This is a genomic window from Streptomyces sp. NPDC054765 (assembly GCF_053612065.1).
On the sequence record NZ_JBSHBP010000035.1, the window covers coordinates 67,774 to 89,946 of the forward strand.

The 22,173-nt window shown below is 71.2% G+C and carries 23 protein-coding genes; 15 read left to right on the plus strand and 8 right to left on the minus strand.

Features of this window, described 5'->3' with window-relative positions; all coding sequences use genetic code 11:
- Window positions 1–129 precede the first annotated feature (129 nt).
- Both ACWGJY_RS22125 and meaB read left to right on the plus strand, forming a co-directional pair.
- Entirely contained in the window at window positions 130–1,305 is a 1,176-nt protein-coding gene (locus ACWGJY_RS22125) for an acetyl-CoA C-acetyltransferase (protein WP_453262563.1), read from the plus strand.
- A gap of 73 nt (window positions 1,306–1,378) precedes the next feature.
- Window positions 1,379–2,338 (plus strand): methylmalonyl Co-A mutase-associated GTPase MeaB, encoded by a 960-nt coding sequence (gene meaB / locus ACWGJY_RS22130; protein ID WP_453262537.1) that lies wholly within the window; start codon window positions 1,379–1,381, stop codon window positions 2,336–2,338.
- 290 nt (window positions 2,339–2,628) lie between these two features.
- Here the strand turns inward: meaB and ACWGJY_RS22135 are convergent, their stop codons facing one another.
- Window positions 2,629–3,339, minus strand: a complete 711-nt coding sequence (locus ACWGJY_RS22135; RefSeq protein ID WP_453262538.1) for a PepSY domain-containing protein — start codon at window positions 3,337–3,339, stop codon at window positions 2,629–2,631.
- Between the two features lie 106 nt (window positions 3,340–3,445).
- Here ACWGJY_RS22135 and ACWGJY_RS22140 point away from each other — a divergent pair, with 106 nt between their 5' ends.
- Together ACWGJY_RS22140 and ACWGJY_RS22145 are read left to right on the plus strand one after the other, a co-directional pair.
- Window positions 3,446–4,162 (plus strand): response regulator transcription factor, encoded by a 717-nt coding sequence (locus ACWGJY_RS22140; RefSeq protein ID WP_453262539.1) that lies wholly within the window; start codon window positions 3,446–3,448, stop codon window positions 4,160–4,162.
- Window positions 4,155–5,576: an ATP-binding protein gene (locus tag ACWGJY_RS22145; RefSeq protein ID WP_453262540.1), complete on the plus strand. Its 1,422-nt coding sequence runs from the start codon at window positions 4,155–4,157 to the stop codon at window positions 5,574–5,576. Before ACWGJY_RS22140 ends, ACWGJY_RS22145 begins: the two co-directional genes overlap by 8 nt.
- A 56-nt stretch (window positions 5,577–5,632) precedes the next feature.
- Here ACWGJY_RS22145 and ACWGJY_RS22150 read toward each other — a convergent pair whose 3' ends face one another.
- From ACWGJY_RS22150 to ACWGJY_RS22165, 4 genes are all read right to left on the minus strand, one after another.
- Complete coding sequence (locus ACWGJY_RS22150) at window positions 5,633–6,109, minus strand: MarR family winged helix-turn-helix transcriptional regulator (protein ID WP_453262541.1); 477 nt, start codon at window positions 6,107–6,109, stop codon at window positions 5,633–5,635.
- Between the two features lie 117 nt (window positions 6,110–6,226).
- On the minus strand, window positions 6,227–7,000 hold the full coding sequence (locus ACWGJY_RS22155) for an AIM24 family protein (RefSeq protein ID WP_453262542.1): 774 nt from the start codon (window positions 6,998–7,000) through the stop codon (window positions 6,227–6,229).
- On the minus strand, window positions 6,997–7,680 hold the full coding sequence (locus ACWGJY_RS22160; RefSeq protein ID WP_453262543.1) for an AIM24 family protein: 684 nt from the start codon (window positions 7,678–7,680) through the stop codon (window positions 6,997–6,999). The genes ACWGJY_RS22155 and ACWGJY_RS22160 overlap by 4 nt, the downstream gene beginning before the upstream one ends.
- On the minus strand, window positions 7,680–8,318 hold the full coding sequence (locus ACWGJY_RS22165) for an AIM24 family protein (protein ID WP_453262544.1): 639 nt from the start codon (window positions 8,316–8,318) through the stop codon (window positions 7,680–7,682). The genes ACWGJY_RS22160 and ACWGJY_RS22165 overlap by 1 nt, the downstream gene beginning before the upstream one ends.
- Before the next feature lie 225 nt (window positions 8,319–8,543).
- Between ACWGJY_RS22165 and ACWGJY_RS22170 the strand changes: the two genes are divergently transcribed.
- From ACWGJY_RS22170 to ACWGJY_RS22190, 5 genes are all read left to right on the plus strand, one after another.
- Window positions 8,544–8,894 carry a DUF3817 domain-containing protein gene (locus ACWGJY_RS22170; RefSeq protein ID WP_159470045.1) on the plus strand — a complete coding sequence of 117 codons (351 nt, stop codon included), beginning with the start codon at window positions 8,544–8,546 and terminating at the stop codon, window positions 8,892–8,894.
- Window positions 8,891–9,202, plus strand: coding sequence for an MTH1187 family thiamine-binding protein (locus ACWGJY_RS22175; protein WP_453262545.1), 312 nt, complete (start codon window positions 8,891–8,893; stop codon window positions 9,200–9,202). The genes ACWGJY_RS22170 and ACWGJY_RS22175 overlap by 4 nt, the downstream gene beginning before the upstream one ends.
- A 221-nt stretch (window positions 9,203–9,423) precedes the next feature.
- Window positions 9,424–9,933 (plus strand): MarR family winged helix-turn-helix transcriptional regulator, encoded by a 510-nt coding sequence (locus ACWGJY_RS22180; RefSeq protein ID WP_453262546.1) that lies wholly within the window; start codon window positions 9,424–9,426, stop codon window positions 9,931–9,933.
- Between the two features lie 64 nt (window positions 9,934–9,997).
- Window positions 9,998–10,330, plus strand: coding sequence for a DUF3817 domain-containing protein (locus tag ACWGJY_RS22185; protein ID WP_453262547.1), 333 nt, complete (start codon window positions 9,998–10,000; stop codon window positions 10,328–10,330).
- Window positions 10,331–10,523: 193 nt separating this feature from the next.
- Window positions 10,524–12,224 (plus strand): acyl-CoA mutase large subunit family protein, encoded by a 1,701-nt coding sequence (locus ACWGJY_RS22190; protein WP_453262548.1) that lies wholly within the window; start codon window positions 10,524–10,526, stop codon window positions 12,222–12,224.
- A gap of 192 nt (window positions 12,225–12,416) precedes the next feature.
- Here the strand turns inward: ACWGJY_RS22190 and ACWGJY_RS22195 are convergent, their stop codons facing one another.
- Window positions 12,417–13,820 carry an ATP-binding protein gene (locus tag ACWGJY_RS22195; protein WP_453262549.1) on the minus strand — a complete coding sequence of 468 codons (1,404 nt, stop codon included), beginning with the start codon at window positions 13,818–13,820 and terminating at the stop codon, window positions 12,417–12,419.
- Complete coding sequence (locus tag ACWGJY_RS22200) at window positions 13,817–14,539, minus strand: response regulator transcription factor (protein WP_453262550.1); 723 nt, start codon at window positions 14,537–14,539, stop codon at window positions 13,817–13,819. Before ACWGJY_RS22200 ends, ACWGJY_RS22195 begins: the two co-directional genes overlap by 4 nt.
- Before the next feature lie 57 nt (window positions 14,540–14,596).
- Between ACWGJY_RS22200 and ACWGJY_RS22205 the strand changes: the two genes are divergently transcribed.
- Complete coding sequence (locus ACWGJY_RS22205) at window positions 14,597–15,760, plus strand: UDP-N-acetylglucosamine--N-acetylmuramyl-(pentapeptide) pyrophosphoryl-undecaprenol N-acetylglucosamine transferase (protein WP_453262551.1); 1,164 nt, start codon at window positions 14,597–14,599, stop codon at window positions 15,758–15,760.
- On the plus strand, window positions 15,757–16,761 hold the full coding sequence (locus tag ACWGJY_RS22210; protein ID WP_453262552.1) for an SDR family NAD(P)-dependent oxidoreductase: 1,005 nt from the start codon (window positions 15,757–15,759) through the stop codon (window positions 16,759–16,761). Before ACWGJY_RS22205 ends, ACWGJY_RS22210 begins: the two co-directional genes overlap by 4 nt.
- A gap of 104 nt (window positions 16,762–16,865) precedes the next feature.
- Here the strand turns inward: ACWGJY_RS22210 and ACWGJY_RS22215 are convergent, their stop codons facing one another.
- A complete protein-coding gene (locus ACWGJY_RS22215) occupies window positions 16,866–17,510 on the minus strand; it encodes a TetR/AcrR family transcriptional regulator (protein WP_453262553.1) in 645 nt (214 codons plus the stop codon).
- A gap of 402 nt (window positions 17,511–17,912) precedes the next feature.
- Between ACWGJY_RS22215 and ACWGJY_RS22220 the strand changes: the two genes are divergently transcribed.
- The 4 genes from ACWGJY_RS22220 (at window position 17,913) to ACWGJY_RS22235 (ending at window position 22,087) form a co-directional block, all read left to right on the plus strand.
- Window positions 17,913–18,887, plus strand: a complete 975-nt coding sequence (locus ACWGJY_RS22220) for a tetratricopeptide repeat protein (RefSeq protein ID WP_453262554.1) — start codon at window positions 17,913–17,915, stop codon at window positions 18,885–18,887.
- Between the two features lie 611 nt (window positions 18,888–19,498).
- Window positions 19,499–20,116, plus strand: coding sequence for a DUF6230 family protein (locus ACWGJY_RS22225; protein ID WP_453262555.1), 618 nt, complete (start codon window positions 19,499–19,501; stop codon window positions 20,114–20,116).
- Between the two features lie 131 nt (window positions 20,117–20,247).
- Window positions 20,248–20,814, plus strand: a complete 567-nt coding sequence (locus tag ACWGJY_RS22230) for a DUF6114 domain-containing protein (protein WP_453262556.1) — start codon at window positions 20,248–20,250, stop codon at window positions 20,812–20,814.
- Window positions 20,804–22,087: a hypothetical protein gene (locus ACWGJY_RS22235; protein ID WP_453262557.1), complete on the plus strand. Its 1,284-nt coding sequence runs from the start codon at window positions 20,804–20,806 to the stop codon at window positions 22,085–22,087. Before ACWGJY_RS22230 ends, ACWGJY_RS22235 begins: the two co-directional genes overlap by 11 nt.
- The last annotated feature ends 86 nt before the right edge of the window (window positions 22,088–22,173 follow it).

Sequence of the window (22,173 nt, forward strand, 5' to 3'; positions counted from 1 at the left end):
CGATCACACCCGCTTGCCGGTGACCCGGCGCGTACCGCTCAGTACATTGACGGGAACCCTCGTTAACTTCCCTGCAAAGGAAGGCCGCACCGCATGTCTGCAACGAACGGCACGAACGGCAGCACCTCAGTGATCGTGGCGGGAGCGCGCACCCCCATGGGGCGGCTCCTGGGATCCCTGCGGACCTTCTCCGGCGCCGACCTGGGCGCCGTCGCCATCAAGGCGGCACTGGACCGGGCGGGCATCGGCGGCGACCAGGTGCAGTACGTGATCATGGGCCAGGTGCTCCAGGCCGGGGCAGGGCAGATCCCGGCACGCCAGGCCGCGGTCAAGGCCGGTATCCCGATGAACGTGCCCGCACTGACCGTCAACAAGGTCTGTCTCTCCGGTCTCGACGCCATCGCGCTGGCCGACCAGCTCATCCGCGCGGGTGAGTTCGACGTCGTCGTCGCCGGTGGCCAGGAGTCCATGACCAACGCCCCGCACCTGCTCCCGAAGTCCCGTGAGGGCTTCAAGTACGGCGCCGTCGAGATGCTCGACGCGATGGCCCACGACGGCCTCACGGACGCCTACGAAGGCATCGCGATGGGCGAGTCGACCGAGAAGCACAACACCCGGCTGGGCATCGCCCGGCCGGAGCAGGACGAGATCGCCGCGCGCTCCCACCAGCGGGCCGCCGCCGCCCAGAAGAACGGGCTCTTCGAGGCCGAGATCACCCCCGTGGAGATCCCGCAGCGCAAGGGCGAGCCGGTCGTCTTCAGCAAGGACGAGGGCATCCGCGGCGAGACCACGGCGGAGTCGCTGGGCAAGCTGCGTCCGGCCTTCGCCAAGGACGGCACGATCACCGCCGGCACCTCCTCGCAGATCTCCGACGGCGCCGCGGCGGTCGTCGTCATGAGCAAGGCCAAGGCCGAGGAACTCGGACTGGAATGGATCGCGGAGATCGGCGCCCACGGCAATGTCGCCGGCCCCGACAACTCCCTCCAGTCCCAGCCCTCCCACGCCATCAACCACGCGCTGGGCAAGGACGGCCTCACTGTCGACGATCTTGACCTGATCGAGATCAACGAGGCGTTTGCGGCCGTCGCGGTGCAGTCAATGAAGGATCTCGGGGTGTCCCCGGAAAAGGTGAATGTCAACGGCGGCGCCATTGCCCTGGGTCACCCGATCGGCATGTCCGGCGCCCGCATCGTGCTGCATCTCGCGCTGGAGCTGCGCCGGCGGGGCGGTGGCGTGGGTGCCGCCGCGCTCTGTGGTGGCGGCGGTCAGGGCGACGCGCTGATCATTCGCGTACCGGGTAAGTAAGCGGGAACTCGTACGCGGACGCGTACGGGTCGGGCCGATTCGCGTACGAGCGAGCCGAAGGAGCCGAGCGGCGATGGTGGACGTCCCCCAGCTGGTGGAACAGGCACGGCAGGGCCGGCCGAGGGCCGTGGCCCGGCTGATCTCCCTCGTGGAGGGAGCCGCGCCGGAGCTGCGCGAGGTGATGGCGGCCCTGGCGCCGCTCACCGGCAACGCCTATGTGGTCGGGCTCACCGGCTCGCCCGGCGTCGGGAAGTCCACCACCACCTCCGCGCTGGTGACGGCGTACCGCAAGGCGGGCAAACGGGTCGGCGTGCTCGCCGTCGACCCGTCCTCGCCGTTCTCCGGGGGCGCGCTCCTCGGCGACCGCGTACGGATGAGCGAGCACGCCTCGGACCCCGGGGTCTACATCCGCTCGATGGCCACCCGCGGCCATCTGGGCGGACTGGCCTGGGCCGCGCCCCAGGCGATCCGGGTCCTGGACGCGGCGGGCTGCGACGTGGTCCTGGTCGAGACGGTCGGCGTCGGCCAGTCCGAGGTGGAGATCGCCGCACAGGCCGATACGAGCGTGGTGCTGCTCGCACCCGGCATGGGCGACGGCATCCAGGCGGCCAAGGCCGGAATCCTGGAGATCGGCGACGTCTACGTCGTCAACAAGGCGGACCGGGACGGCGCAGACGCCACCGCCCGCGAGCTCAACCACATGCTGGGGCTGGGGGAATCCCGTGCGGCCGGTGACTGGCGGCCGCCGATCGTCAAGACGGTCGCCGCACGTGGCGAGGGCATCGACGAGGTCGTCGAGGCGCTGGAGAAGCACCGGGCCTGGATGGAGGAGCGCGGCGTCCTCACCGAGCGGCGCCACTCCCGCGCGGCCCACGAGGTCGAGACGATCGCCGTCACGGCGCTGCGTGAACGGATCGGCGACCTCCGGGGCGACCGTCGCCTGGACGCGCTGGCCGAGCGCATCGTCTCCGGCGAGACGGATCCGTACCGCGCGGCCGACGAACTGGTCGACGGGCTGACGAACGGGGACTGAGACCGGGCGGGGCCTTGGGGCGGCGGTGCGGTGCTTGCGAAGCGATCCCGCACCGGCCCCGGCCACACCCGAGGCGCACCACCCGGGCGCGAAGCGACCACCCACCGGCCACGTCAACGCAGTGGCAACCCCAACGGCAACCCCGACGCCCCCAACGACCCCGGCGAGCCGCGCCCCGGCCCGGCCGGCGGCAGTGGCAACGCCGGCGGCCCCCGCCGCAGCAGCGTGACGCGAAGTGACCAACAGCGTCCAGCGGCGTGGGCGGGGGCCGGCCAAGGTGGCGGCGGGGCTCAGTCGTCCGCGCCGTCGTTGTCGTTGTCGTCGTCTCCGGCAGGCTGCGCCGTGGCGGCGCTCAGCTTGCCGGACTGCGGGTCGACCAGGAGCGTGTGCTCCTTGCCGTCCTTCGTGACCGTTTCGACCTCCCAGACGGCCTTCGCCCGGTGGTCGTCGTCCAGTTCGACGGAGGTCACCGTGCCGTGCGAGGCCGCGGCGGTACGGGCCGCGGCGGCGGCGTCGGTCCTGGCGTTCTTGAGGGCGGCGCGCTCTTGGGCGTGGTCGTCGTCACCGTCGTCGAGGTGCCGGTTCAGCACCCGCGCGTTGCCGGCGTCGAGGGTGATCTCGTGCCACCTGCCGTCCTTGCCCCGTACCTCCGCGTCCCAGACCGGTCCGGGGCGGTCCACGTCCAGGTCGAGACCGGTCACGGTGCCGGGGACGGCCTTGAGGGCGGCGGCCGCGGCGTCCGGCGCGGTCACCTTCGCGGCGTCGGCCTCGCGGAGGTCCTCGGGACCGTTCGCGTCGTGTTCCTCCATACGGATGCCGGCGCGGCCGTCCTGTCCGTGGGCCGCGGGCGGCCCCTGCGAACCCGCGGCCGGCTGCGCCTGGAGCTGTCCGGCGGCGGCGTTGCCGGGGCCGGAGGTGCTGCTGACCGCCACGGCGGTGACCGTGCCGCCCGCGACGAGGGCGGCCGCCGCGGCGGTGGCGATGATGAGAGGGCGCTTCATGGTTCTCCCTTGCGATCGGCTGTGCCCCCACAGTGGCCGGGCGAAGCTGAAGGGAAGCTGAAGGCGCCTGAAGGGCCCTTCAGGAACGGGATGGCATGGTGAGCGCATGCACCCGCCCGTCACCCACCACCGGCCACCCGGCGGCGCCGCGCGCCGGCCCTTCCGTCTTCTGATCGTGGAGGACGAGAAGCGGCTGGCGCTGTCGCTGGCCAAGGGCCTGACGGCCGAGGGCTATGCGGTCGACGTGGTGCACGACGGGCTGGAGGGGCTGCAACGGGCGAGCGCGGACGGCTATGACCTGATCGTGCTCGACATCATGCTGCCGGGGATGAACGGCTACCGCGTGTGCGGGGCGCTGCGGGCCGCCGGCCATGAGGTGCCGGTGCTGATGCTGACCGCCAAGGACGGCGAGTACGACGAGGCCGAGGGGCTGGACACCGGTGCCGACGACTATCTGACCAAGCCGTTCTCGTACGTGGTGCTGGTGGCGCGGGTGAAGGCGCTGCTGCGGCGGCACGGCCGCAGTGCGCTGCCGGTGCTGCGGGTGGGGGCGCTGGTCATCGACCAAGGTGCGCAGCGGGTCGAGCGGGACGGCGCCGAAGTGGCGCTGACGGCGAAGGAGTTCGCCGTGCTGGAGCAGCTGGCGCTGCGGGCGGGGGAGGTGGTCTCGAAGGCGGAGATCCTGGAGCACGTCTGGGACTTCGCCTACGAGGGTGATGTCAACATCATCGAGGTCTATGTGAGCGCACTGCGGCGCAAACTCGGCGCCGGGCACATCGTGACGGTGCGCGGCGCGGGCTACCGGCTGGTGGCCGGTGAGTAGGGTGCTGGGCTCCGTACGGGCCAGGGCGGCGGCCGGGGCGACCCTGGTGGTGGCCCTGGCGCTGATCGCGGCGGGGACGGCGGTGCTGCTGGTGCTGCGCGGCAATCTGCAGGACCAGGCCGGGCTGCAGGCCGAGGTCGCGGCGCGGGAGGTGGCCGCGCAGATCGCGACGGGCAGGGCGTACGACAAGCTGGATCTGCCGGACGGTGAGGACCATCCGGTGGTGGTCTTCGATGCCGACGGGCGGGTGCTGGCCGTCGGCGACGAGGTGCGGGCCGTCGACGGGAAGCCGGTCGGCGGTGCGGTGCGGGGGGCGGGGAGCGCCGCGCCGGGCCGGTCGGATGACGGCGGAGACGGCGATGACGACCGGATGCGGCTCCAGCCCGGTGAGGTCGATGACGATGCCGGCCACCGGGACGGGACCGCGGATGTCGACGGGAAGGTGGCCGACTACCGGTTCGCGGTGGTCGAGGCCAAGGACACCCGCGGCGGAAAGGCGACGGTGCGGGCCGGCTCGGCGCTGACGCCGGAGCAGGAAGCCGTGGGGTCGGTGCGTACGGCCATGCTGATCGGGCTGCCGCTGCTGCTCGTGGTGGTGGCGGGGGTGACCTGGCTGGTGACCCGGCGGGCGCTGCGGCCGGTGGAGGGGATCCGGGGGGAGATGGCCGCGATCACGGCGAGTACGGATCTGAGCCGGCGGGTGCCGGTGCCGTCGTCGCAGGACGAGGTCGGCCGGCTGGCGCGGACGACCAACGAGACGCTGGCGGCGCTGGAGTCGTCCGTGGACCGGCAGCGGCGGTTCGTCGCGGACGCCTCGCACGAGCTGCGCAGCCCGGTCGCGAGCCTGCGGACCCAGCTGGAAGTGGGGCTGGCGCACCCGGAGTTGCTGGATGTGCCGGGTGCGGTGGCGGACATCGTGCGGCTGCAGCGGCTGGCGGCGGATCTGCTGTTGCTGGCCCGGCTGGATGCGGGGGAGCGGCCGGCGGACGCCCGGGTCGATCTGGCGGCGCTGGTGCGCGAGGAGAGTTCGCAGCGGGTCGCGGACCGGGTTCCGCTGCGGATCGGGGAGCTGGCGGGCGGGGAAGTGGGCGGCTCCCGCGGCCAGTTGGGGAGAGTGCTGGGGAATCTGCTCGACAATGCGCAGCGGCATGCCGTCTCGTTCGTGCGGGTGGCCGTGGTGCGCGAGGGGGAGTGGGCGGTGCTGCGGGTCGAGGACGACGGGCCCGGGGTGCCAAAGGGTGAGCGGGAGCGGATCTTCGAGCGGTTCGTACGGCTCGATGACGCGCGGGCCCGGGACGACGGCGGGGCCGGGCTGGGCCTGGCCATTGCGCGGGACGTCGCCCTCCGGCACGGCGGCTCACTGGCCGTGCGTACGGGGTCGGTGTTCGAGCTGCGGCTGCCGGTGGCCGGCTGAGCCGCCCGGTCCGGGCCGCCCGGCCTCGGCCCGGACCGGGGCCGAGGGCCGCGCGGTCAGAGGCCGCCGCGCTCCTTGCGGAGGTGTTCGGCGACGGGGGCGAGCGAGGTGCGCAGCGCCTGGAGGTCGTCGGTGGTGAACAGGTCGATGAAGTGCTTACGGACCGAGGCGACATGGTGCGGGGCGACCCGGCGCATGGTGTCCCAGCCTTCGTCGGTGAGCACCGCGTAGAGACCGCGGCGGTCCGACTCGCAGCTCTCGCGGCGCACCAGACCGGCGTTTTCCATGCGGGTGATCTGGTGGGAGAGACGGCTCTTGGACTGCAGGGTGCCGGCTGCCAGGTCGCTCATCCTCAGCCGTCGGTCCTCGGCCTCGGAGAGGTTGACCAGGATCTCGTAGTCGTTGTTCGTCAGGCCGAACGGCTGCAGATCGCGCTCGAGTTGGTGCATCAGCAGCCTGCTGACGTCCAGGTGGGTGCGCCAGGCACACTGCTCCTGGTCGGTCAGCCAGGGGGTGTCGCTGTCGGTCGTCATGGAATGATTCTACCCGTAAAAGTTGAATAGTGAATTAATTGCCCTGGGGGTGGCGACGTCATCGGCCGTGGCCGGACGTTGGTCAGACGTTCGAGGTCACCGTCCGCAGACTACCGCTCACAGCCCGAAGCGGCGCTGGAGGCTTCCGAGGTTGCCGGGTAGCTGGGGCAGTTGTGAGCCACTTTGTGTGACGTGTCCGCCCCCGCCCGGAACGCCCGCCTCCGTCGGTACCGCGCCGGTCTCCAGCTCCGGCATCAGCTGCTCCGTGGACTGCAGCAGGACGGTGCCGGCGCCGACGAACTCGAATTGGTGCTCCTCTCCGGACGCGCCGCCGATTCCGGTGTGCGCCCGCAGTCCGCCCAGGAATCCCCGCAGGTACTGATGGTCGTAGTGATGGCAGGGGGAGGGGCAGTCGGCCCAGCCGACGAGTGCCTGCGGGTCCACCCGGATCGGCGGCTCCATGAAGACCACCGGGCCGTTGGACGCGGCCACGAACTTGCCCGTCCCGATGAGGGTGAGAAAGCCCGGGATGATCGACTGTTTCAGCGCGAGAGATGGCTGAAACGCGAGCAAGTTGCCCGAGCGAATCGTCAGATTGCCGTCGTCCAGATCGAAGGAGTTCACATCGAAGGCACGGTCCGCGAGCAGCATCTTTCCCCGGCCCTCGGCAACGACCCAGTCCGCGGCGTGCAATGGCGAATGGAAACTCCCGGCGACCAGGCGGTCCAGGCGGCCGTGCCCGATGCCGTGGAAGTCGATCTGCCCGTAGTAGGCGATCATCTTCCCCTTCTGCAGGAACCACTGGCCGTTCAGTTCGACGCTGAAGGCGTATGCGTTGACGTTGTCGTCGGCGGGGAGCGAGGAGACGTCGTGGACGACGGGACCGGTCACAGCTTTTCCTCCGACGCCTGTACGTAGACGGTGCCCTGGCCCGACAGCTCCAGCTGGAAGGCCTCGCCCGAGCCGCGGCCGACCATGTCGCGCCAGCCGAGCGCGGTGGACAGTTTGTTGCGGACGTCGCCGCGGTGGGCGACATAGGCCTGCGGGTCGACATGGACCGGGCGCTGGGGCGTGATCGGCAACTCGATGACGCCGCCGTGCGCCATCACCGCGGCCGAGCCGACGCCCTTGAGGGTCGTGGTGAACAGGCCCTGGCCGGTGACCTGGCCGCGCACCATGCCCATCACCCCGCCCTGCGATCCCATGAACATCGTGCCCTGCTGCAGCGAGCCGTCGAAGGCCAGCAGCCGGTCGGCCTCGACGTACAGCGTCTCGCCCGTCAGGTCGACGACATGGACGTGATGCCCGCCGTGGCCGAACATGACCGTGGCCATGGGGGAACCTCCCCGGCCCGCAAGGCCTTGGGGGACCTCGACGGTCATCAGGGGGGTGGCCTCGCCGGCGATCCGGCGGCCGATCATCGAGCCGACGCCGCCCTGGCCGCCCTGGATGTTCGGGGTGAAGGTGACCTCGCCGCGGTAGGCGAGCATCGCGCCGCGCTGGCTGAACAGCCGCTGGCCCGGCCCGATCCTGGCCTCCACCATGCGGGAGTTGAGCACCGTGAACGGCATCAGATCTCACCTCCCACGGTGGTGCGCTCGCTGGGCTGGACGTAGACCAGGCCCTCGCCCTCGAAGCGGATCTGGAAGGCCTCGCCGGAACCCTCCCCGATGAAGGTGCGGAAATTCACCCCGGACTGGAGGTGCTGCTTCAGGTCGCCGGTGTGGGCGACATACGCGCCGGGGTCGACCTGGAGGGGGTACTGCTTGGTGACCCGCAGCACCACCGCGGGCCCGTCGGAGGTGATCGCCGCCTGGCCGCTGCCCTCGACGGTGGTGGTGAACAGGCCGTTGCCCTGGGAGGCGCCGCGCAGGCCGGTGAAGGTCGTGCCCGTCCGGAGTGCGGCGTCCGTGCACAGCAGGTTGCCGGCCTCCACGTACAGCTTCTCGCCCTGCAATTGGACGAGGTTGATCTCGCTCGCGCGGTCGGCGAAGTAGCAGGTGCCGTGGCCCTTCACCTCCATCACGGCCATCTGCTCACCCGTGAGCCGCCGGGTGACCATGCCGCGCAGGCCGTCGCCGCCGCCGGTCATCTTCTTGAACGCCATCTGGCCGTCGTACGCGACCATCGCACCGTTTTTCGCCTTGACGGCGTCGCCGGTCATGTCGACGGCGAGCACCTTGCTCCCCTGGAGCCGAAACTGAGCCACGGGTCAGACGGTAGTCGGCCGCGGCCGCGCAGGGCAGGCCCTTTGGCCCTGATATCGCCCTGATCTCTCCCGGGTGACTGCCGGGGTGTCTGCCCGGGTGCCTGCCCGGGGTGGCCTCACACCTCCCCCCGGCGCGGTGATCGCCAAGGCGGCTGTAACAATGGGGCGGAGCTTGTGAACTCTTGCACAACCGTGCTCCTCGCCCGCCATCCGAACGAGGTTCCCGTGGACATCAAGACCGCCGCCGCCCTGCACCGACTGCGCCTGGCATCCATCCCGGAGGCGCTGTCCTTCCCGGCGCTGCTGATCTTCGGCACCGGTTTCCGTCTGGCCTTCGACTACGACTCCCTGGTGATGCCGCTCGGCATGATCCACGGCCTGCTCTTCATCACCTACGTGGTCCTGCTGCTGGACGTGTGGAACCGCACGAAGTGGCCCGCCAAGCGCGTCGCCTTCTTCTTCGTGCTGGCGATCCTGCCGTTCGGCGGCCTCTACGGGGACAAGGTCCTCAAGCGCGAGGAGGAGGCCGGCGTGATCGCGGCCCGCGCCCGCAAGGAAGGAATCCTGAACACATGATCGTCGCCTTCTCCGTGAGCCCCCTGGGCGTCGGTGAGGACGTCGGCGAGTACGTCGCCGACGCGGTCCGGGTCGTCCGCGAGTCGGGGCTGCCGCACCGCACGGACGCGATGTTCACCTCCATCGAGGGCGAATGGGACGAGGTCATGGACGTCGTCAAGCGCGCGGTCGCGGCCGTCGAGGCGCGCTCCGCGCGGGTCTCCCTGGTGCTGAAGGCCGACATCCGGCCCGGCGTCACGGACGGACTGACCTCGAAGGTGGAGACCGTGGAGCGGTACCTCGCCGAGGGCGGCACCCGCCGCAGCTGAGCAACCCCCGGGATGCACCCGGAATGCCCTCGGGATGCCCCCGGGGCGTCTCCGCAGTGCCCTCCGGGATGCCCCCGGGTCGGCCCGTCCGGGCCTCACCCGCCCGCGGCCAGGGTGATCCCGGGCGGAGTGTGCTCGTGCGGCCCCGGCCCGGCCGGTTCCCGGTACCGAAAGCTGAGACATGGCTGACCACCATATGACCGCCCGGTAGGGTCGGATCCGTGCCGAAGCCGCTCAGCCTTGCTTTCGATCCCATCGCGCGCGCCGACGAACTGTGGCAGCAGCGATGGGGCGCCGTGCCCTCGATGGCCGCCATCACCTCGATCATGCGCGCCCATCAGATCCTGCTGGGCGAGGTGGACGCGGTGGTCAAGCCGTACGGACTGACCTTCGCGCGCTACGAGGCGCTGGTGCTGCTGACCTTCTCCAAGGCCGGTGAGCTGCCGATGTCGAAGATCGGCGAGCGGCTGATGGTGCATCCCACCTCGGTGACCAACACCGTCGACCGGCTGGTGAAGTCCGGTCTCGTCGCCAAGCGTCCGAACCCGAATGACGGGCGGGGCACGCTCGCCACCATCACGGAGAAGGGCCGCGAGGTGTGTGACGCGGCGACCCGCGATCTGATGGCGATGGACTTCGGGCTGGGGGCGTACGACTCCGAGGAGTGCGGGGAGATCTTCGCGCTGCTGCGGCCGCTGCGGGTGGCGGCGGCGGATTTCGAGGACGAGTAGCCGGGCCCGGCGTTCGCAGGGGGGCGGCGAAGATCGCCCCGGAACGGGTGGTTACGCTCGGGGCATGAAGCGAAGCGTCCTGACCCGCTACCGGGCGATGGCCTACATCACCGCCGTGATGCTGCTGGTGCTGTGCACCTGCATGGTTTTCAAGTACGGCTTCGGGATGGGCAAGGATCTCACCCTCGTCGTCTCGCAGATCCACGGTGTGCTCTACATCATCTACCTGGTCTTCGCCTTCGACCTGGGCTCCAAGGCCAAGTGGAAGTTCGGCAAGCTGCTGTGGGTGCTGATCGCGGGCACGATCCCCACCGCCGCGTTCTTCGTGGAGCGCCAGGTGGTGCGCGAGATCGAGCCGCTGATCGCCGAGGACGCCGCGGAGCCGGTGAAGGTCTGACGCGGGGGCCGCGCCCCGGCGCGCGGCCCGACGGCACCCCTGCCGGCCTCCTCCTGTGCGCCTGTCCCCGCCCCGGGACGGGCGCATGTGCGCTGCCCGCATCCCTTACGGAGGGTGATCATGGGGAGGCGTATCGCGACTCACAGTCCTCTCCCGTCGACAAATACTAGGACGTCCAAGTAAATTCGGGGGTATGGACGCTGACGCGATCGATGAGGGCCGCCGCCGCTGGCAGGCTCGGTACGACTCCGCCCGGAAGCGGGACGCGGACTTCACCACGCTCTCGGGTGATCCCGTCGAGCCGGCGTACGGGCCCCGGCCCGGGGACTCGGTCGAGGGGTTCGAGCGGATCGGCTGGCCGGGCGAGTTCCCCTTCACGCGTGGCCTGTACCCGACCGGCTACCGCGGACGGTCGTGGACGATCCGCCAGTTCGCCGGCTTCGGCAATGCCGAGCAGACCAACGAGCGCTACAAGATGATCCTGAAGGCGGGCGGAGGCGGCCTCTCCGTCGCCTTCGACATGCCCACCCTCATGGGCCGGGACTCCGACGACCCCCGCTCGCTGGGCGAGGTCGGGCACTGCGGCGTCGCCATCGACTCGGCGGCCGACATGGAGGTCCTGTTCCGGGACATCCCGCTGGGCGAGGTCACGACGTCCATGACCATCAGCGGCCCCGCCGTCCCGGTCTTCTGCATGTATCTGGTGGCCGCCGAACGGCAGGGCATCGATCCGGGCGTCCTGAACGGCACGCTGCAGACGGACATCTTCAAGGAGTACATCGCCCAGAAGGAGTGGCTCTTCCAGCCGGAGCCGCATCTGCGCCTGATCGGCGACCTGATGGAGCACTGTGCGCGCGGCATCCCCGCGTACAAGCCGCTCTCGGTCTCCGGCTACCACATCCGCGAGGCGGGCGCGACGGCCGCACAGGAGCTGGCGTACACGCTCGCCGACGGCTTCGGCTATGTGGAGCTGGGCCTCTCCCGCGGACTGGACGTCAACACCTTCGCCCCCGGGCTGTCCTTCTTCTTCGACGCGCATCTCGACTTCTTCGAGGAGATCGCCAAGTTCCGTGCCGCGCGCCGGATCTGGGCCCGCTGGATGCGGGACGTCTACGGCGCGACGAGCGAGAAGGCGCAGTGGCTGCGCTTCCACACCCAGACCGCGGGTGTCTCGCTGACCGCCCAGCAGCCGTACAACAACGTCGTACGGACCGCCGTGGAGGCCCTGGCGGCCGTGCTCGGCGGCACCAACTCGCTGCACACCAACGCGCTGGACGAGACCCTGGCGCTGCCCAGCGAGCAGGCCGCGGAGATCGCGCTGCGCACCCAGCAGGTGCTGATGGAGGAGACCGGCGTCGCCAATGTCGCCGACCCGCTGGGCGGCTCGTGGTTCATCGAGTCGCTGACCGACCGGATCGAGGCGGACGCCGAGAAGATTTTCGAGCAGATCAAGGAGCGCGGCAGGCGGGCGGTCCCGAACGGCGAGCACCCGATCGGCCCGATGACCTCCGGCATCCTGCGTGGCATCGAGGACGGCTGGTTCACCGGCGAGATCGCCGAATCCGCCTTCCGCTACCAGCAGGCGCTGGAGAAGGGCGACAAGAAGGTCGTCGGCGTCAACTGCCACCATGGCTCGGTCACCGGCGATCTGGAGATCCTGCGGGTCAGCCACGAGGTCGAGCGCGAGCAGGTGCGGGTGCTCGCGGCCCGCAAGGAGGCCCGCGACGACGCCCGGGTCCAGGCCTCGCTGAAGGCGATGCTGGAAGCCGGCCGGGACGGCGGCAACATGATCGAACCGATGCTGGAGGCCGTACGGGCCGAGGCGACGCTCGGCGAGATCTGCGGGGTGCTGCGGGACGAGTGGGGCATCTACACGGAGCCGGCCGGGTTCTGAGGCGGGCTCCGGCGACGCAGGGGTCCCGGTGACGCAGGGGTCCCGATGACGCAGGGGTCCCGATGACGCAGGGGTCCCGACGAGCAGGGGTCCCGACGAGCAGGGGTGCCGACGAGCAGGGGTGCACGGCCCGGCCGCCGGGTGGCGGCCGGGCCGTGCGCGTGCTGACGCCACGGCCGACGGCGGCACGGTCTACGGCGCCGCGACAGGCACCCGCAGCCGGAACAACGCCCCGCCCCCCGGTGCCTGCTCGGCGGTGAGGTCGGCGTGGTGGGCGCGGGCGATCTGGCGGGCCATGGCCAGGCCCAGGCCGGAGCCGGGCAGGGCGCGGGCCGCCTTCGCGCGGTAGAAGCGGTCGAAGACATGGGGCAGATCGCCGGCTTCGATGCCGGGACCGTGGTCGCGTACGGTCAGTTCCCAGGCGCCCGGTGCGCGGGAGAGCTCGGCCTCGACGGGGCCGCCCGGCGGGGAGAACTTCGCGGCGTTGTCGAGAAGGTTGGACAGCAGCCGGGCGAGGCGGGGCGGCACTCCGGGGACCACGGTGCCCGCCGCGGCCGGATCGATGGCGACGGTGAAGGTGATCTCCGGCCAGTGCTCGCGGGCGGCGCCCACCGCGTACTCCAGGAGGGCGGCGGGGCGTACCTGCTCCACCAGGGGCTGCGGCTCCTCGTCCCGGGCCAGTTCGATCAGGTCGTTGACGAGGGTGGTGACCTCGCGCAGCTGGCGCCCCAGGGCGGCCGAGGCGCGGTCGCGCTGGGCGTCGGTCAGACGGCCGGCGCGGGCCAGGAGTTCGGCGTTGGTGCGCAGCGCCGTCAGCGGGGTGCGCAGCTCGTGGGAGGCGTCGGCGACCAGGCGGCGCTGTGCGGTGACGGACTGTTCCAGTTCGCCGAGCATGGTGTTGAAGCTGGTGGCCAGGCGGGTGATCTCGTCCTCCCGGGCCAGGGGCCCGGCGGGGAGTTCGATGCGGTGGCGGGCGTCGCGGGTGGCGGCGATGCGTTCCGCGGTGGCGGTGAGCCGGGCGACCGGGGCCAGGCCCGTACGGGACACCCAGTAGCCGAGTGCGGCGGCCAGCAGGACGCCGACGGCGCCGACCAGGGACAGCGCCCAGGCGGCCTGTTGTACGCCCCGGTCGATGGTGTCCGAGCGCTGGGCGACCTGCACCGCCTCGTTCTTGCTCCCCAGGCGCGTGGTGAGCATCCGGACCGGCTGGCCGGCCACCGTCAGCTTGTTGTAGAAGGCCGCGCGCCGGCCGTCGGCGACCTGCCGGGTGGCGTCGGAGACGGGCAGTACGTACCGCTCGCGCGGATCCTTGGCGGGGTCGGACGGCACGATCTGGATGCAGGGTGAGGCCGGGTACCGGCAGAGGGTGTCACTCGGCGTCGGGCCCCAGTCGTGGCGCTGCCGGATGGCCTGCGTGGCCGTCTGGGTCAGGTTCAGTTCCAGCTGCCGGGTCATCTGGTAGTTGATGATGGAGAACGCGGCCGCGCAGATGCCGATCGCCACCAGCGCCACCGCGGCGGAGGCCGCCAGGGCCAGCCGGGCGCGCAGCGGGCGGCGGCGACGCCAGCGGGCCCCCAGGCCGCGGGTGCCGGTCATGTGCCCTCCGCGTGGTCCAGGCGATAGCCGACGCCGTGCACGGTGTGGACGAGCCGGGGCTCGCCGCCCGCCTCCAGTTTGCGGCGCAGATAACCGACGTAGACGGCGAGGGAGTTGGAGTCGGGGCCGAAGTCGCGGCCCCAGACCCGCTCCAGGATCATTTCCCGCGGCAGCACCTGTCCGGGGTGCAGCAGCAGCAGTTCCAGCAGCGCCCACTCGGTACGGCTGAACTCCAGTGGCCGGCCCGCCCGGTGGCCGGTGCGGGTCACGGGGTCGACGACCAGGTCGCCGAAGGAGAGCCGGGTGTCCTCGGCGGCCGTGGCCGAGGCCCGGCGCAGCAGGGCCCGGACGCGGGCCACCAGCTCGTCCAGGGCGAACGGTTTGACGAGGTAGTCGTCGGCGCCGGCGTCGAGCCCGTCGACCCGTTCGCTGACCGAGTCCAGCGCGGTCAGGACCAGGATCGGGGTGCGGTCGTCCAGGGCGCGCAGCCGGCGGCAGACGGCCAGGCCGTCCAGGACGGGCATCATCACGTCCAGCACGAGGGCGTCCGGCTGCCAGCCGGCGACCTCCGAGAGGGCGGCCAGGCCGTCGGCGGCGCCGCGTACCGTATAGCCCTCCACGGCGAGGCCGTCCTCCACGGCGGCGCGCACCTCGGGTTCGTCGTCGACGACGAGGATCTTGGGGGCTGGGGTGTTCCCGGGCGTGGGCGGCATGGACATAGGCTGCCAAACACCTCTCTTAGAAGCTTCTTAGGGCGTATCGCGAGCGTGGCGGCCATGCGCACACCACTCTCCGTCGTGATCGGTGCGGGCGGCACCGGCGGCCACATCTATCCAGGACTCGCTCTCGCCGACGCGATCCGCCGGGCCGTGCCCGATGCGGTGATCTCCTTCGTCGGGACCGAGCGCGGACTGGAGACGCGGCTGATCCCGCAGGCCGGATACCGGCTGCACACCGTCGACATGATCCCCTTCGACCCCTCGCTCGGCGCCCGACGCTATCTGCTGCCGGCCGCGCTGCTTCGCTCGGGTGCCCAGTGCCGGGCGATCCTCAAGGAACAGAACGCCCAGGTGGCGGTCGGTATGGGTGGCTATCCGAGCGCCCCGGTGATCGTCGGGGCCCGGCTGGCCGGGCTGCCGAGCCTGGTCCACGAGTCCAACGCGGTGCCGGGCCGCGCCAACAAGTTCGCGGCCCGGCTCACCCCGCACATCGCCCTCGCCTTCGACCGCAGCCGGGAGCATCTGGCCGGCGGCGAGCGGGCCGAGACGGTGGGGATGCCGCTGGTGGGCCCGCTGGCCGAGCTGAACCGGGCGCGGCTGCGGCCCGCCGCCCGCCGGGCCCTGGGCGTGCCGGACGGGGCGCGGCTGCTGCTGGTCAACGGCGGAAGCCTGGGCGCGGCCCGGCTGACCGAGGCGGCGGTGGGCCTGGCCGGCCGCTACCGCACGCGCCGGGACCTGCGGCTGCTGATCAAGACCGGGCCCGCGGCCCTGGAGGAGACCCGGGCGCTCCTCGCGGCGAACGGCGGGGACGCGGTCGCCGAGGCCGTGCCGTATCTGGACCGGATGGACCTGGCCTATGCCGCCGCCGATCTCGTGGTGTGCCGGGCCGGTTCGGCGACCATCGCGGAGCTGGCCACGATCGGGATGCCGGCCGTGCTCGTGCCGTATCCGCATGCGCCGGGCGACCACCAGACGCACAACGCGCGGGTGCTCTCCGATGCCGGGGCGGCGCTGCTGCTGCCCGACCCGCAGACCTCGGCGGAGCGGCTGGACGCCCTGGTCACCCCGCTTCTCGACGACCCTGACCGGCTGGCCGCGATGGGCACGGCCGCCGATCCCGGCACCCATGCGCGGGCCGCCGGCCTGCTGGCCGCCAAGACGCTGGCGCTGGCCGGTCACCCGCTCGCCCACCCCCACCTCTCGATGAAGGAGTCAGCATGAACAGCAGTACACCGCAGTGGACGGGCCGCAAGGTCCTGGTCACCGGGGCCGAGGGATTCATCGGCTCGACCCTGGTCGACATGCTGGTGGAGGCCGGCGCCGAGGTGCGCGCCTTCGTCCACTACAAGCCGTACGCCGAAAAGGGAAATCTGGCGCGCCATCTCGGGCCGGGCGGCCCGGTCGAGATGGTCGCGGGGGATGTGCGGGACGCGGGCCGGGTGATGGACGCCGTCGCGGGCTGCGACACGGTCTTCCATCTGGCCGCGCTGATCGGGATTCCGTACAGCTATGACTCGCCGGGCGCCTATGTGCAGACGAATGTCGTGGGAACGGAGAACGTCGCGGAGGCCTGCCGGCGGCATGCGGTGCGGCGGCTGGTGCACACCTCCACCAGTGAGGTCTACGGGACCGCGCTGACCGCGCCGATCGGTGAGGACCACCCGTTGCAGCCGCAGTCGCCCTACTCCGCCTCGAAGATCGGCGCGGACATGATGGCACTGTCGCACCGGCACGCCTTCGGGCTGCCGGTGACCGTGGTGCGGCCGTTCAACACCTACGGGCCCCGGCAGTCCGCGCGTGCCGTGATCCCCACGATCCTGGCCCAACTCCACGCGGGCGCCCGGCAGATCAAGCTCGGCTCGCTCACCCCGACCCGCGACTTCACCTATGTCACGGACACCGCGGCCGGGTTCCTGGCGCTGGCCGACTGCGACCGGGCGCTGGGCGAGGTCGTCAACCTCGGCACCGGGCGGGAGATCGCCATCGGGGCGCTCGCCGAGGCGCTGATAGCGGCCTCCGGCCGCCGGGCCGAGGTGGTGGTGGACGCCGAGCGGCTGCGGCCCGCCGGCAGCGAGGTCGAGCGGCTGCTGTCGGACAACTCCCGGGCGCGGGAGTGGGCTTCATGGCGTCCCGAGGTCTCCCTGGAGCAGGGGCTGAGGCGGACGTCGGAGTGGGTGGCCGAGAACCTCCAGCTGTTCGCGGCGGACCGCTACCAGGTCTGAACTGCCCCGAACCTCCGGGCTGTTCGCCGCGGCCCACCCGCGCCCGGCCGGCGCCGCGACGGGGCAACCGGTGCCCCGCCGCGGCCGGTTGCCCGGCGCCGGTCTCAGCCCCGGCCGCCCAGGCCGGACAGCCCGGTGAGGAAGAGGGCCGTGAAGTCGCGTCCCCATGCGGTGTCCACGGGTTCGCCGCTGACCAGGGCACGGTGCACGATTGCCCCGGCGATCACATCGAAGATCAGGTCCATGTTGCGGGCGGCCGCCTGCTCGCCCTCCTCGCCGGGGGTGTCCGGGGGCAGCTCGCCGCGGGCCTGGGCACGCGAGCGGCCGAGCAGCACCAGCCGCTTCTGGCGGTCGACGATCGCCGAGCGGATCCGCTCGCGCAGTGCCGCGTCGGTGGTGGACTCGGCGATCACGGCCATCAGCGCCGTCTTCGTCTCCGGCCGCGCGAGCAGCGCGCCGAACTGCAGCACCACGCCCTCGATATCGGCCTGCAGACAGCCCCGGTCGGGGAGTTCGAGCTCGTCGAAGAGGACCGCCACGGCGTCCACGACCAGCTCGTTCTTGTTGGCCCAGCGGCGGTAGAGCGTCGTCTTGGCGACGCCGGCCCGAGCCGCCACATCGCTCATGGTGAGCCGCCCCCAGCCCAGATCGACGAGCGCGGCACGGGTCGCGTCGAGGATCGCGTGATCCGTCTCGGCGCTGCGCGGGCGGCCCGTGCGGCCTTTCCGGGGGCTGGCGGAGTGGTGCATGCGGGCGACCATACCGGCCAGTACGGGCGGCGCCGCACGTGAGGCAGATCACTCCCCGCGGGCCGGAACCGGTTGTGGTGCGGGGGCGACGGCGAGTTACGCTACGGGTCGTAGCGTAAGAGCGATCACCACTGGCCATGGGTGGGGACCCATGGCCGCGCACGACGGTCCTCCTCGGGACCGCACACCGGTCCTCCTCGGGACCACAACGGGCAGCGATCCTGGACGTACGCCGGCATTCCGGCGAGGCGTACGGACGGGGTACGAGGTCCGGCGGAACGGCCTGGCAGCGGCACCGGACCGGCCTTCCGCACCGCAGGCCACAGCACCGACCGCGTCGTCGACCGCAGCGCTTTCCGGATCACTTTCCGGAACGGACCGCTCAGGGGGGAGGATGGACCCATGCAGCCACGCAATATGTCCATGAGTGGAGTCGTCGACCTCGCAGCGGTGAAGGCGGCGGGGGAAGCGAAGCAAAAGGCGGAGCAGGCTCGTGCCGAGGCCGCCCGTACGGGCGGGGTGCCCGCAAGCGGTGCCCGCCTGGTGTTCGACGTCGACGAGGCGGGGTTCCAGCAGGACGTCCTGCAGCGCTCCACCGAGGTCCCGGTCGTCATTGACTTCTGGGCCGAGTGGTGCGAGCCGTGCAAGCAGCTGGGTCCGCTGCTGGAGCGCCTCGCGGGGGAGTACGCCGGCGCGTTCGTGCTGGCCAAGATCGACGTCGATGCCAATCAGATGCTGTTCCAGCAGTTCGGGGTGCAGGGCATCCCGGCGGTCTTCGCGGTCGTCGCGGGGCAGCCGATCCCGCTGTTCCAGGGCGCGGCTCCGGAGTCGCAGATCCGCCAGGTGCTCGACCAGCTGGTACAGGCCGCCGAGCAGCAGTTCGGCATCGTGGGGGCGCCCGTCGCTCCGCAGGACGCGGACGAGCCGGCCCAGGAGGCCGAGGCCCCGGTGCCGGCCGGTCCCTATGACGCCCTGCTGGAGGCCGCGAACCAGGCGCTGGACTCCGGCGATCTGGGCGGTGCCGTCCAGGCGTACCGGAACGTGCTCTCCGACGACCCGGCCAACCCGGAGGCCAAGCTCGGTCTGGCGCAGGCCGAACTCCTGCGCCGGGTGCAGGACCTGGATCCGCAGGCGGTGCGCAAGGAGGCCGCCGAGAACCCGGCCGATGTGCCGGCGCAGATCCGTGCCGCGGACCTCGATCTGGTCGGCGGTCATGTCGAGGATGCGTTCGGCCGGCTGGTCGACGCGGTGAAGCGGTCGGCGGGCGACGACCGGGAGGCCGCGCGACTGCGGCTGCTGGAGCTGTTCGAGGTCATCGGCGCGGAGGATCCGCGGGTGACGGCGGCGCGTACGGCGCTGGCCCGGGTGCTGTTCTGACCCGCTGTCTTTGCACTCGCCCGCTTCTGACCAGTACGGCCTCCGCGAGTTGACCGAACAAACGACACAGCGGCCACGTTTTACCGAAACTTGGTAATCGTGGCCGCTGTTACTTCAAGTAAGCCTGAGCGGCCCCCTTGTGGTGCTGTGTCCGCAATTGCGCAATGTCCCCTCGCCGTTAGTGGCGACCGTGTGTATCCGGTCGGTTTCGGTGGGTCGTGGCGTGGTTACCAGGTCGTTACCCGCAAGTAACGAGCCCCTTGTGCGGCAGCCGGGAATGGACCACGATCGGCCACGCTCGGTCCATTCCCGCAGTCCGGCATCCGGTCGGTGCCGCGGGGTATTTGGGTCCCCACCGAGTGGTCGGCGGCACTGGCCGCCGGCGTGGACAGGGGGGTCTCTGCCTCATCCGGCAGGGCCTGTCCAGGAGGTTGCGCGAGAGCGTGGCCAGTGGTTGTCGCTCGGGGGTGATCGCCGGTGTTCGGAACGCGATGTGCCTCCGAGACAGGCGCTCTCCTTCCCGAGGACGTAGCACTTCTCCCATCCCAGGTACGGCTGACCCAACTGAGGCGGCCCGTACCGGAGATGTACGTCCGAGAAGGAGGAAAGTCATGGAGTCCCTGGCTCGTGGCGGGACCAGATGGAAGCGGTTCGCCGTCGTCATGGTGCCGAGCGTCGCGGCTACGGCCGCGATCGGCGTTGCCCTCTCGCAGGGTGCGCTCGCGGCGTCGTTCAGCGTGTCCGGCCAGCAGTTCAAGGTCAGTACGGACCGTCTGGACGGCACCGGCTTCGTTCAGTACGGAGCCATTGACGCCCAGAAGGGCGGCAAGCAGGTCCCGGTGGCGGTCTCGGGGTTCTCGAACGCCAAGATCAAGAACCTGTGCCAGTCCGTAGTTGTGCCGGTCCCGGTCTTCGGCGATGTGTCGATGAAGCTGTCGGCCGGTGGCGGGGCCACGCCCGTCGAGGCGAAGAACCTTTACATCGACCTCGACCAGCTGGACGCGGACGCGACCTTCAACAACATCGACATCGGTGTTGCTGCGGGCTCGACGACCAAGGGTCCGGGCATGCACAAGGGCGACAAGGCCGACCCGGGCTCGTTCGCCCAGCAGGCCGACTCGGCCACGCTGACCCACGTCAGGCAGCAGGCATGGGCCACGACGGCCGGAACGTTCAAGCTCAGCGGCCTGAAGATGAGCGTCGCCAAGGGCAAGAGCGAGTGCTACTGACGCACTGAGCGTGCGGGCGCGGGGTGGAGCTGTGCGGCGGTCGCCGTTCCCCGTGCCCGTACGCCGGGTAGCGCTGGTAGGACTACTCAGCACAGAACCACCGATTTGCCAGTCCCGAGGAGCTGTACGACATGAGCGCCGAAACGCGACCACGGCTGATCGAGTCCATCGGCCGCAAGCGGCTTTCGTTCCGGGAGTGGCGCGGACACCGCCCGTTCTGGGGCGGCATGCTGACTCTGCTGGCCGGCATCCCGATCATGTACATCCCTTACGCGAATCTCACGATCGGTTCCCTGACCGTCCGCATGGCGACCACCGCCGGCGCCGGCTCGCTGATCATCGGCGTACTGCTGGTCGTGCTCGGTCTGACCATGTGGTTCCAGCCCGCCTCGCGCGTCTTTGCGGGTGTGGCGGCGATTCTGCTCTCCCTGGTCTCCCTGGTCGTCTCGAACTTCGGCGCCTTCCTGATCGGCTTCCTCCTGGGGCTGATCGGCGGTGCGCTGGGAGTCTCCTGGGCGCCGGGCAAGGCCGACCGGAGTGCCGACGACGCCGGTGAGCCGGCCCGTAAGACGGTCGCCGGACCGGTGGTCGCCACGCACCCCGCGCCGGCCGGCGGTCCCGGGTTGGGCAATGGACTGGACGACCTGTCAGGAACGAGCCCGACCAACGGAACGAACGGGAGGCACCGTGCCGGGTGACGAGCTGCACGAGGAGAGCGCAGCTGCCGGGGCGAGAACCGGGCCGAGGCACGCGGCGCCGAGGAAGCCGCTGCTGACTCGGCTCCATGTGCCCGCGGGCAAGGCGATAGCCATCGCCGCCATGCCGACCGCCGTGCTCATGGGCATGGGGCTGACGCCCCAGATGGCGATAGCCAAGCCGGCGCCCAAGAGCCCCTTCAAGGACGGCCCGTGCGTCACCGCTCCGGACAAGGTGGACCAGAAGGACGCCAAGTCCAAGGACGGTGCGAAGGACCCGAAGGGCGGCACGCAGGGCAAGGACGACACCAAGCCGTCCGGCCGGTCTTCCGCCTCGCCCTCGGCCGGCAAGGACGCCGGCAAGACGCCCGCACCCGCGCCGTCCGGCTCGGCGAAGACCGATGAGCCTTCGGGCTCGGCGACCCCGTCGCCCTCGGCCTCCGCGGAGAAGAAGGACGACGGCGGTCTGCTGGGCGGTATCGGTGACGCGCTCGGCGGTCTCCTCGGCGGCGGCACGTCCGAGAAGCCCTCGGCCTCGCCGAGCCCCTCGGCGTCCGAGTCCGCCTCGCCGAGCCCTTCGGCGTCCGCGTCCAAGGACTCCGGCCCCGTCACCGACAAGGTCACCAAGCCGGTCAAGGACACGGTCGACGGCCTCAAGGACGGCGCCGGCAAGGCCGGTGACGCCGTCAAGAACGGGTCGAAGACGGTCAACGACACCGTGCACGGCGCGGTGGGCGTGGCGGACAACGCCCTGCCCGGCGGCGGCCTGGACGGCAAGGACGCCGGCGGCAAGAAGGCGTTCCCCTGCGTCGTCGAGAACAAGCAGGCCGGCAAGGACGAGCAGACCCCCGTCACCCTGCCGGACGACCCCTGGCACCTGGAGTCCAGCGCGCTCACCCTGCGCGGCCTGAACTACGAGGGCGTCGTCAACGTCAAGACCCAGAACGGCCGTACCAAGCAGGCCCTGAAGTTCACCGCCGACAGTCTCGACATCGGCGATCTGCACCAGATCGTCGACGACCCGGCGTCCGGGAAGAAGTACCACGTCCAGGGGGCCGGGGGCTCGACGTCCACGATCCGCGGCGGCAAGGTGACGATGTACACCGAGCGGCTGCAGGGCAATCTCTTCGGCCTGATCCCGATCGTCTTCGACCCCGAGCACCCGCCGCCCCTCAACGTCCCGTTCGCGTATTTCACCAAGGTGAAGATCGACCAGGCGGGCCAGTTCGGCGGCAATCTCCACATCCCGGGTCTGCACCAGTCGATCACGGACTGAGGACCGGCTGCCGCGGGCCGGAGAGCGTGCACCCGTCCGGGAACCGCAGAAAACGGCGGTGGGCCGCCCCTCGAAGGGGGCGGCCC

Coding starts and splice junctions, on each gene's coding strand:
- meaB (WP_453262537.1), top strand. CDS start 1,379: ATGGTGGACGTCCCCCAGCTGGTGGAACAGGCACGGCAGGGCCGGCCG.
- ACWGJY_RS22135 (WP_453262538.1), bottom strand. CDS start 3,339: ATGAAGCGCCCTCTCATCATCGCCACCGCCGCGGCGGCCGCCCTCGTC.
- ACWGJY_RS22140 (WP_453262539.1), top strand. CDS start 3,446: ATGCACCCGCCCGTCACCCACCACCGGCCACCCGGCGGCGCCGCGCGC.
- ACWGJY_RS22150 (WP_453262541.1), bottom strand. CDS start 6,109: ATGACGACCGACAGCGACACCCCCTGGCTGACCGACCAGGAGCAGTGT.
- ACWGJY_RS22160 (WP_453262543.1), bottom strand. CDS start 7,680: ATGCCGTTCACGGTGCTCAACTCCCGCATGGTGGAGGCCAGGATCGGG.
- ACWGJY_RS22175 (WP_453262545.1), top strand. CDS start 8,891: ATGATCGTCGCCTTCTCCGTGAGCCCCCTGGGCGTCGGTGAGGACGTC.
- ACWGJY_RS22185 (WP_453262547.1), top strand. CDS start 9,998: ATGAAGCGAAGCGTCCTGACCCGCTACCGGGCGATGGCCTACATCACC.
- ACWGJY_RS22190 (WP_453262548.1), top strand. CDS start 10,524: ATGGACGCTGACGCGATCGATGAGGGCCGCCGCCGCTGGCAGGCTCGG.
- ACWGJY_RS22195 (WP_453262549.1), bottom strand. CDS start 13,820: ATGACCGGCACCCGCGGCCTGGGGGCCCGCTGGCGTCGCCGCCGCCCG.
- ACWGJY_RS22200 (WP_453262550.1), bottom strand. CDS start 14,539: ATGTCCATGCCGCCCACGCCCGGGAACACCCCAGCCCCCAAGATCCTC.
- ACWGJY_RS22205 (WP_453262551.1), top strand. CDS start 14,597: ATGCGCACACCACTCTCCGTCGTGATCGGTGCGGGCGGCACCGGCGGC.
- ACWGJY_RS22210 (WP_453262552.1), top strand. CDS start 15,757: ATGAACAGCAGTACACCGCAGTGGACGGGCCGCAAGGTCCTGGTCACC.
- ACWGJY_RS22215 (WP_453262553.1), bottom strand. CDS start 17,510: ATGCACCACTCCGCCAGCCCCCGGAAAGGCCGCACGGGCCGCCCGCGC.
- ACWGJY_RS22220 (WP_453262554.1), top strand. CDS start 17,913: ATGCAGCCACGCAATATGTCCATGAGTGGAGTCGTCGACCTCGCAGCG.
- ACWGJY_RS22225 (WP_453262555.1), top strand. CDS start 19,499: ATGGAGTCCCTGGCTCGTGGCGGGACCAGATGGAAGCGGTTCGCCGTC.
- ACWGJY_RS22230 (WP_453262556.1), top strand. CDS start 20,248: ATGAGCGCCGAAACGCGACCACGGCTGATCGAGTCCATCGGCCGCAAG.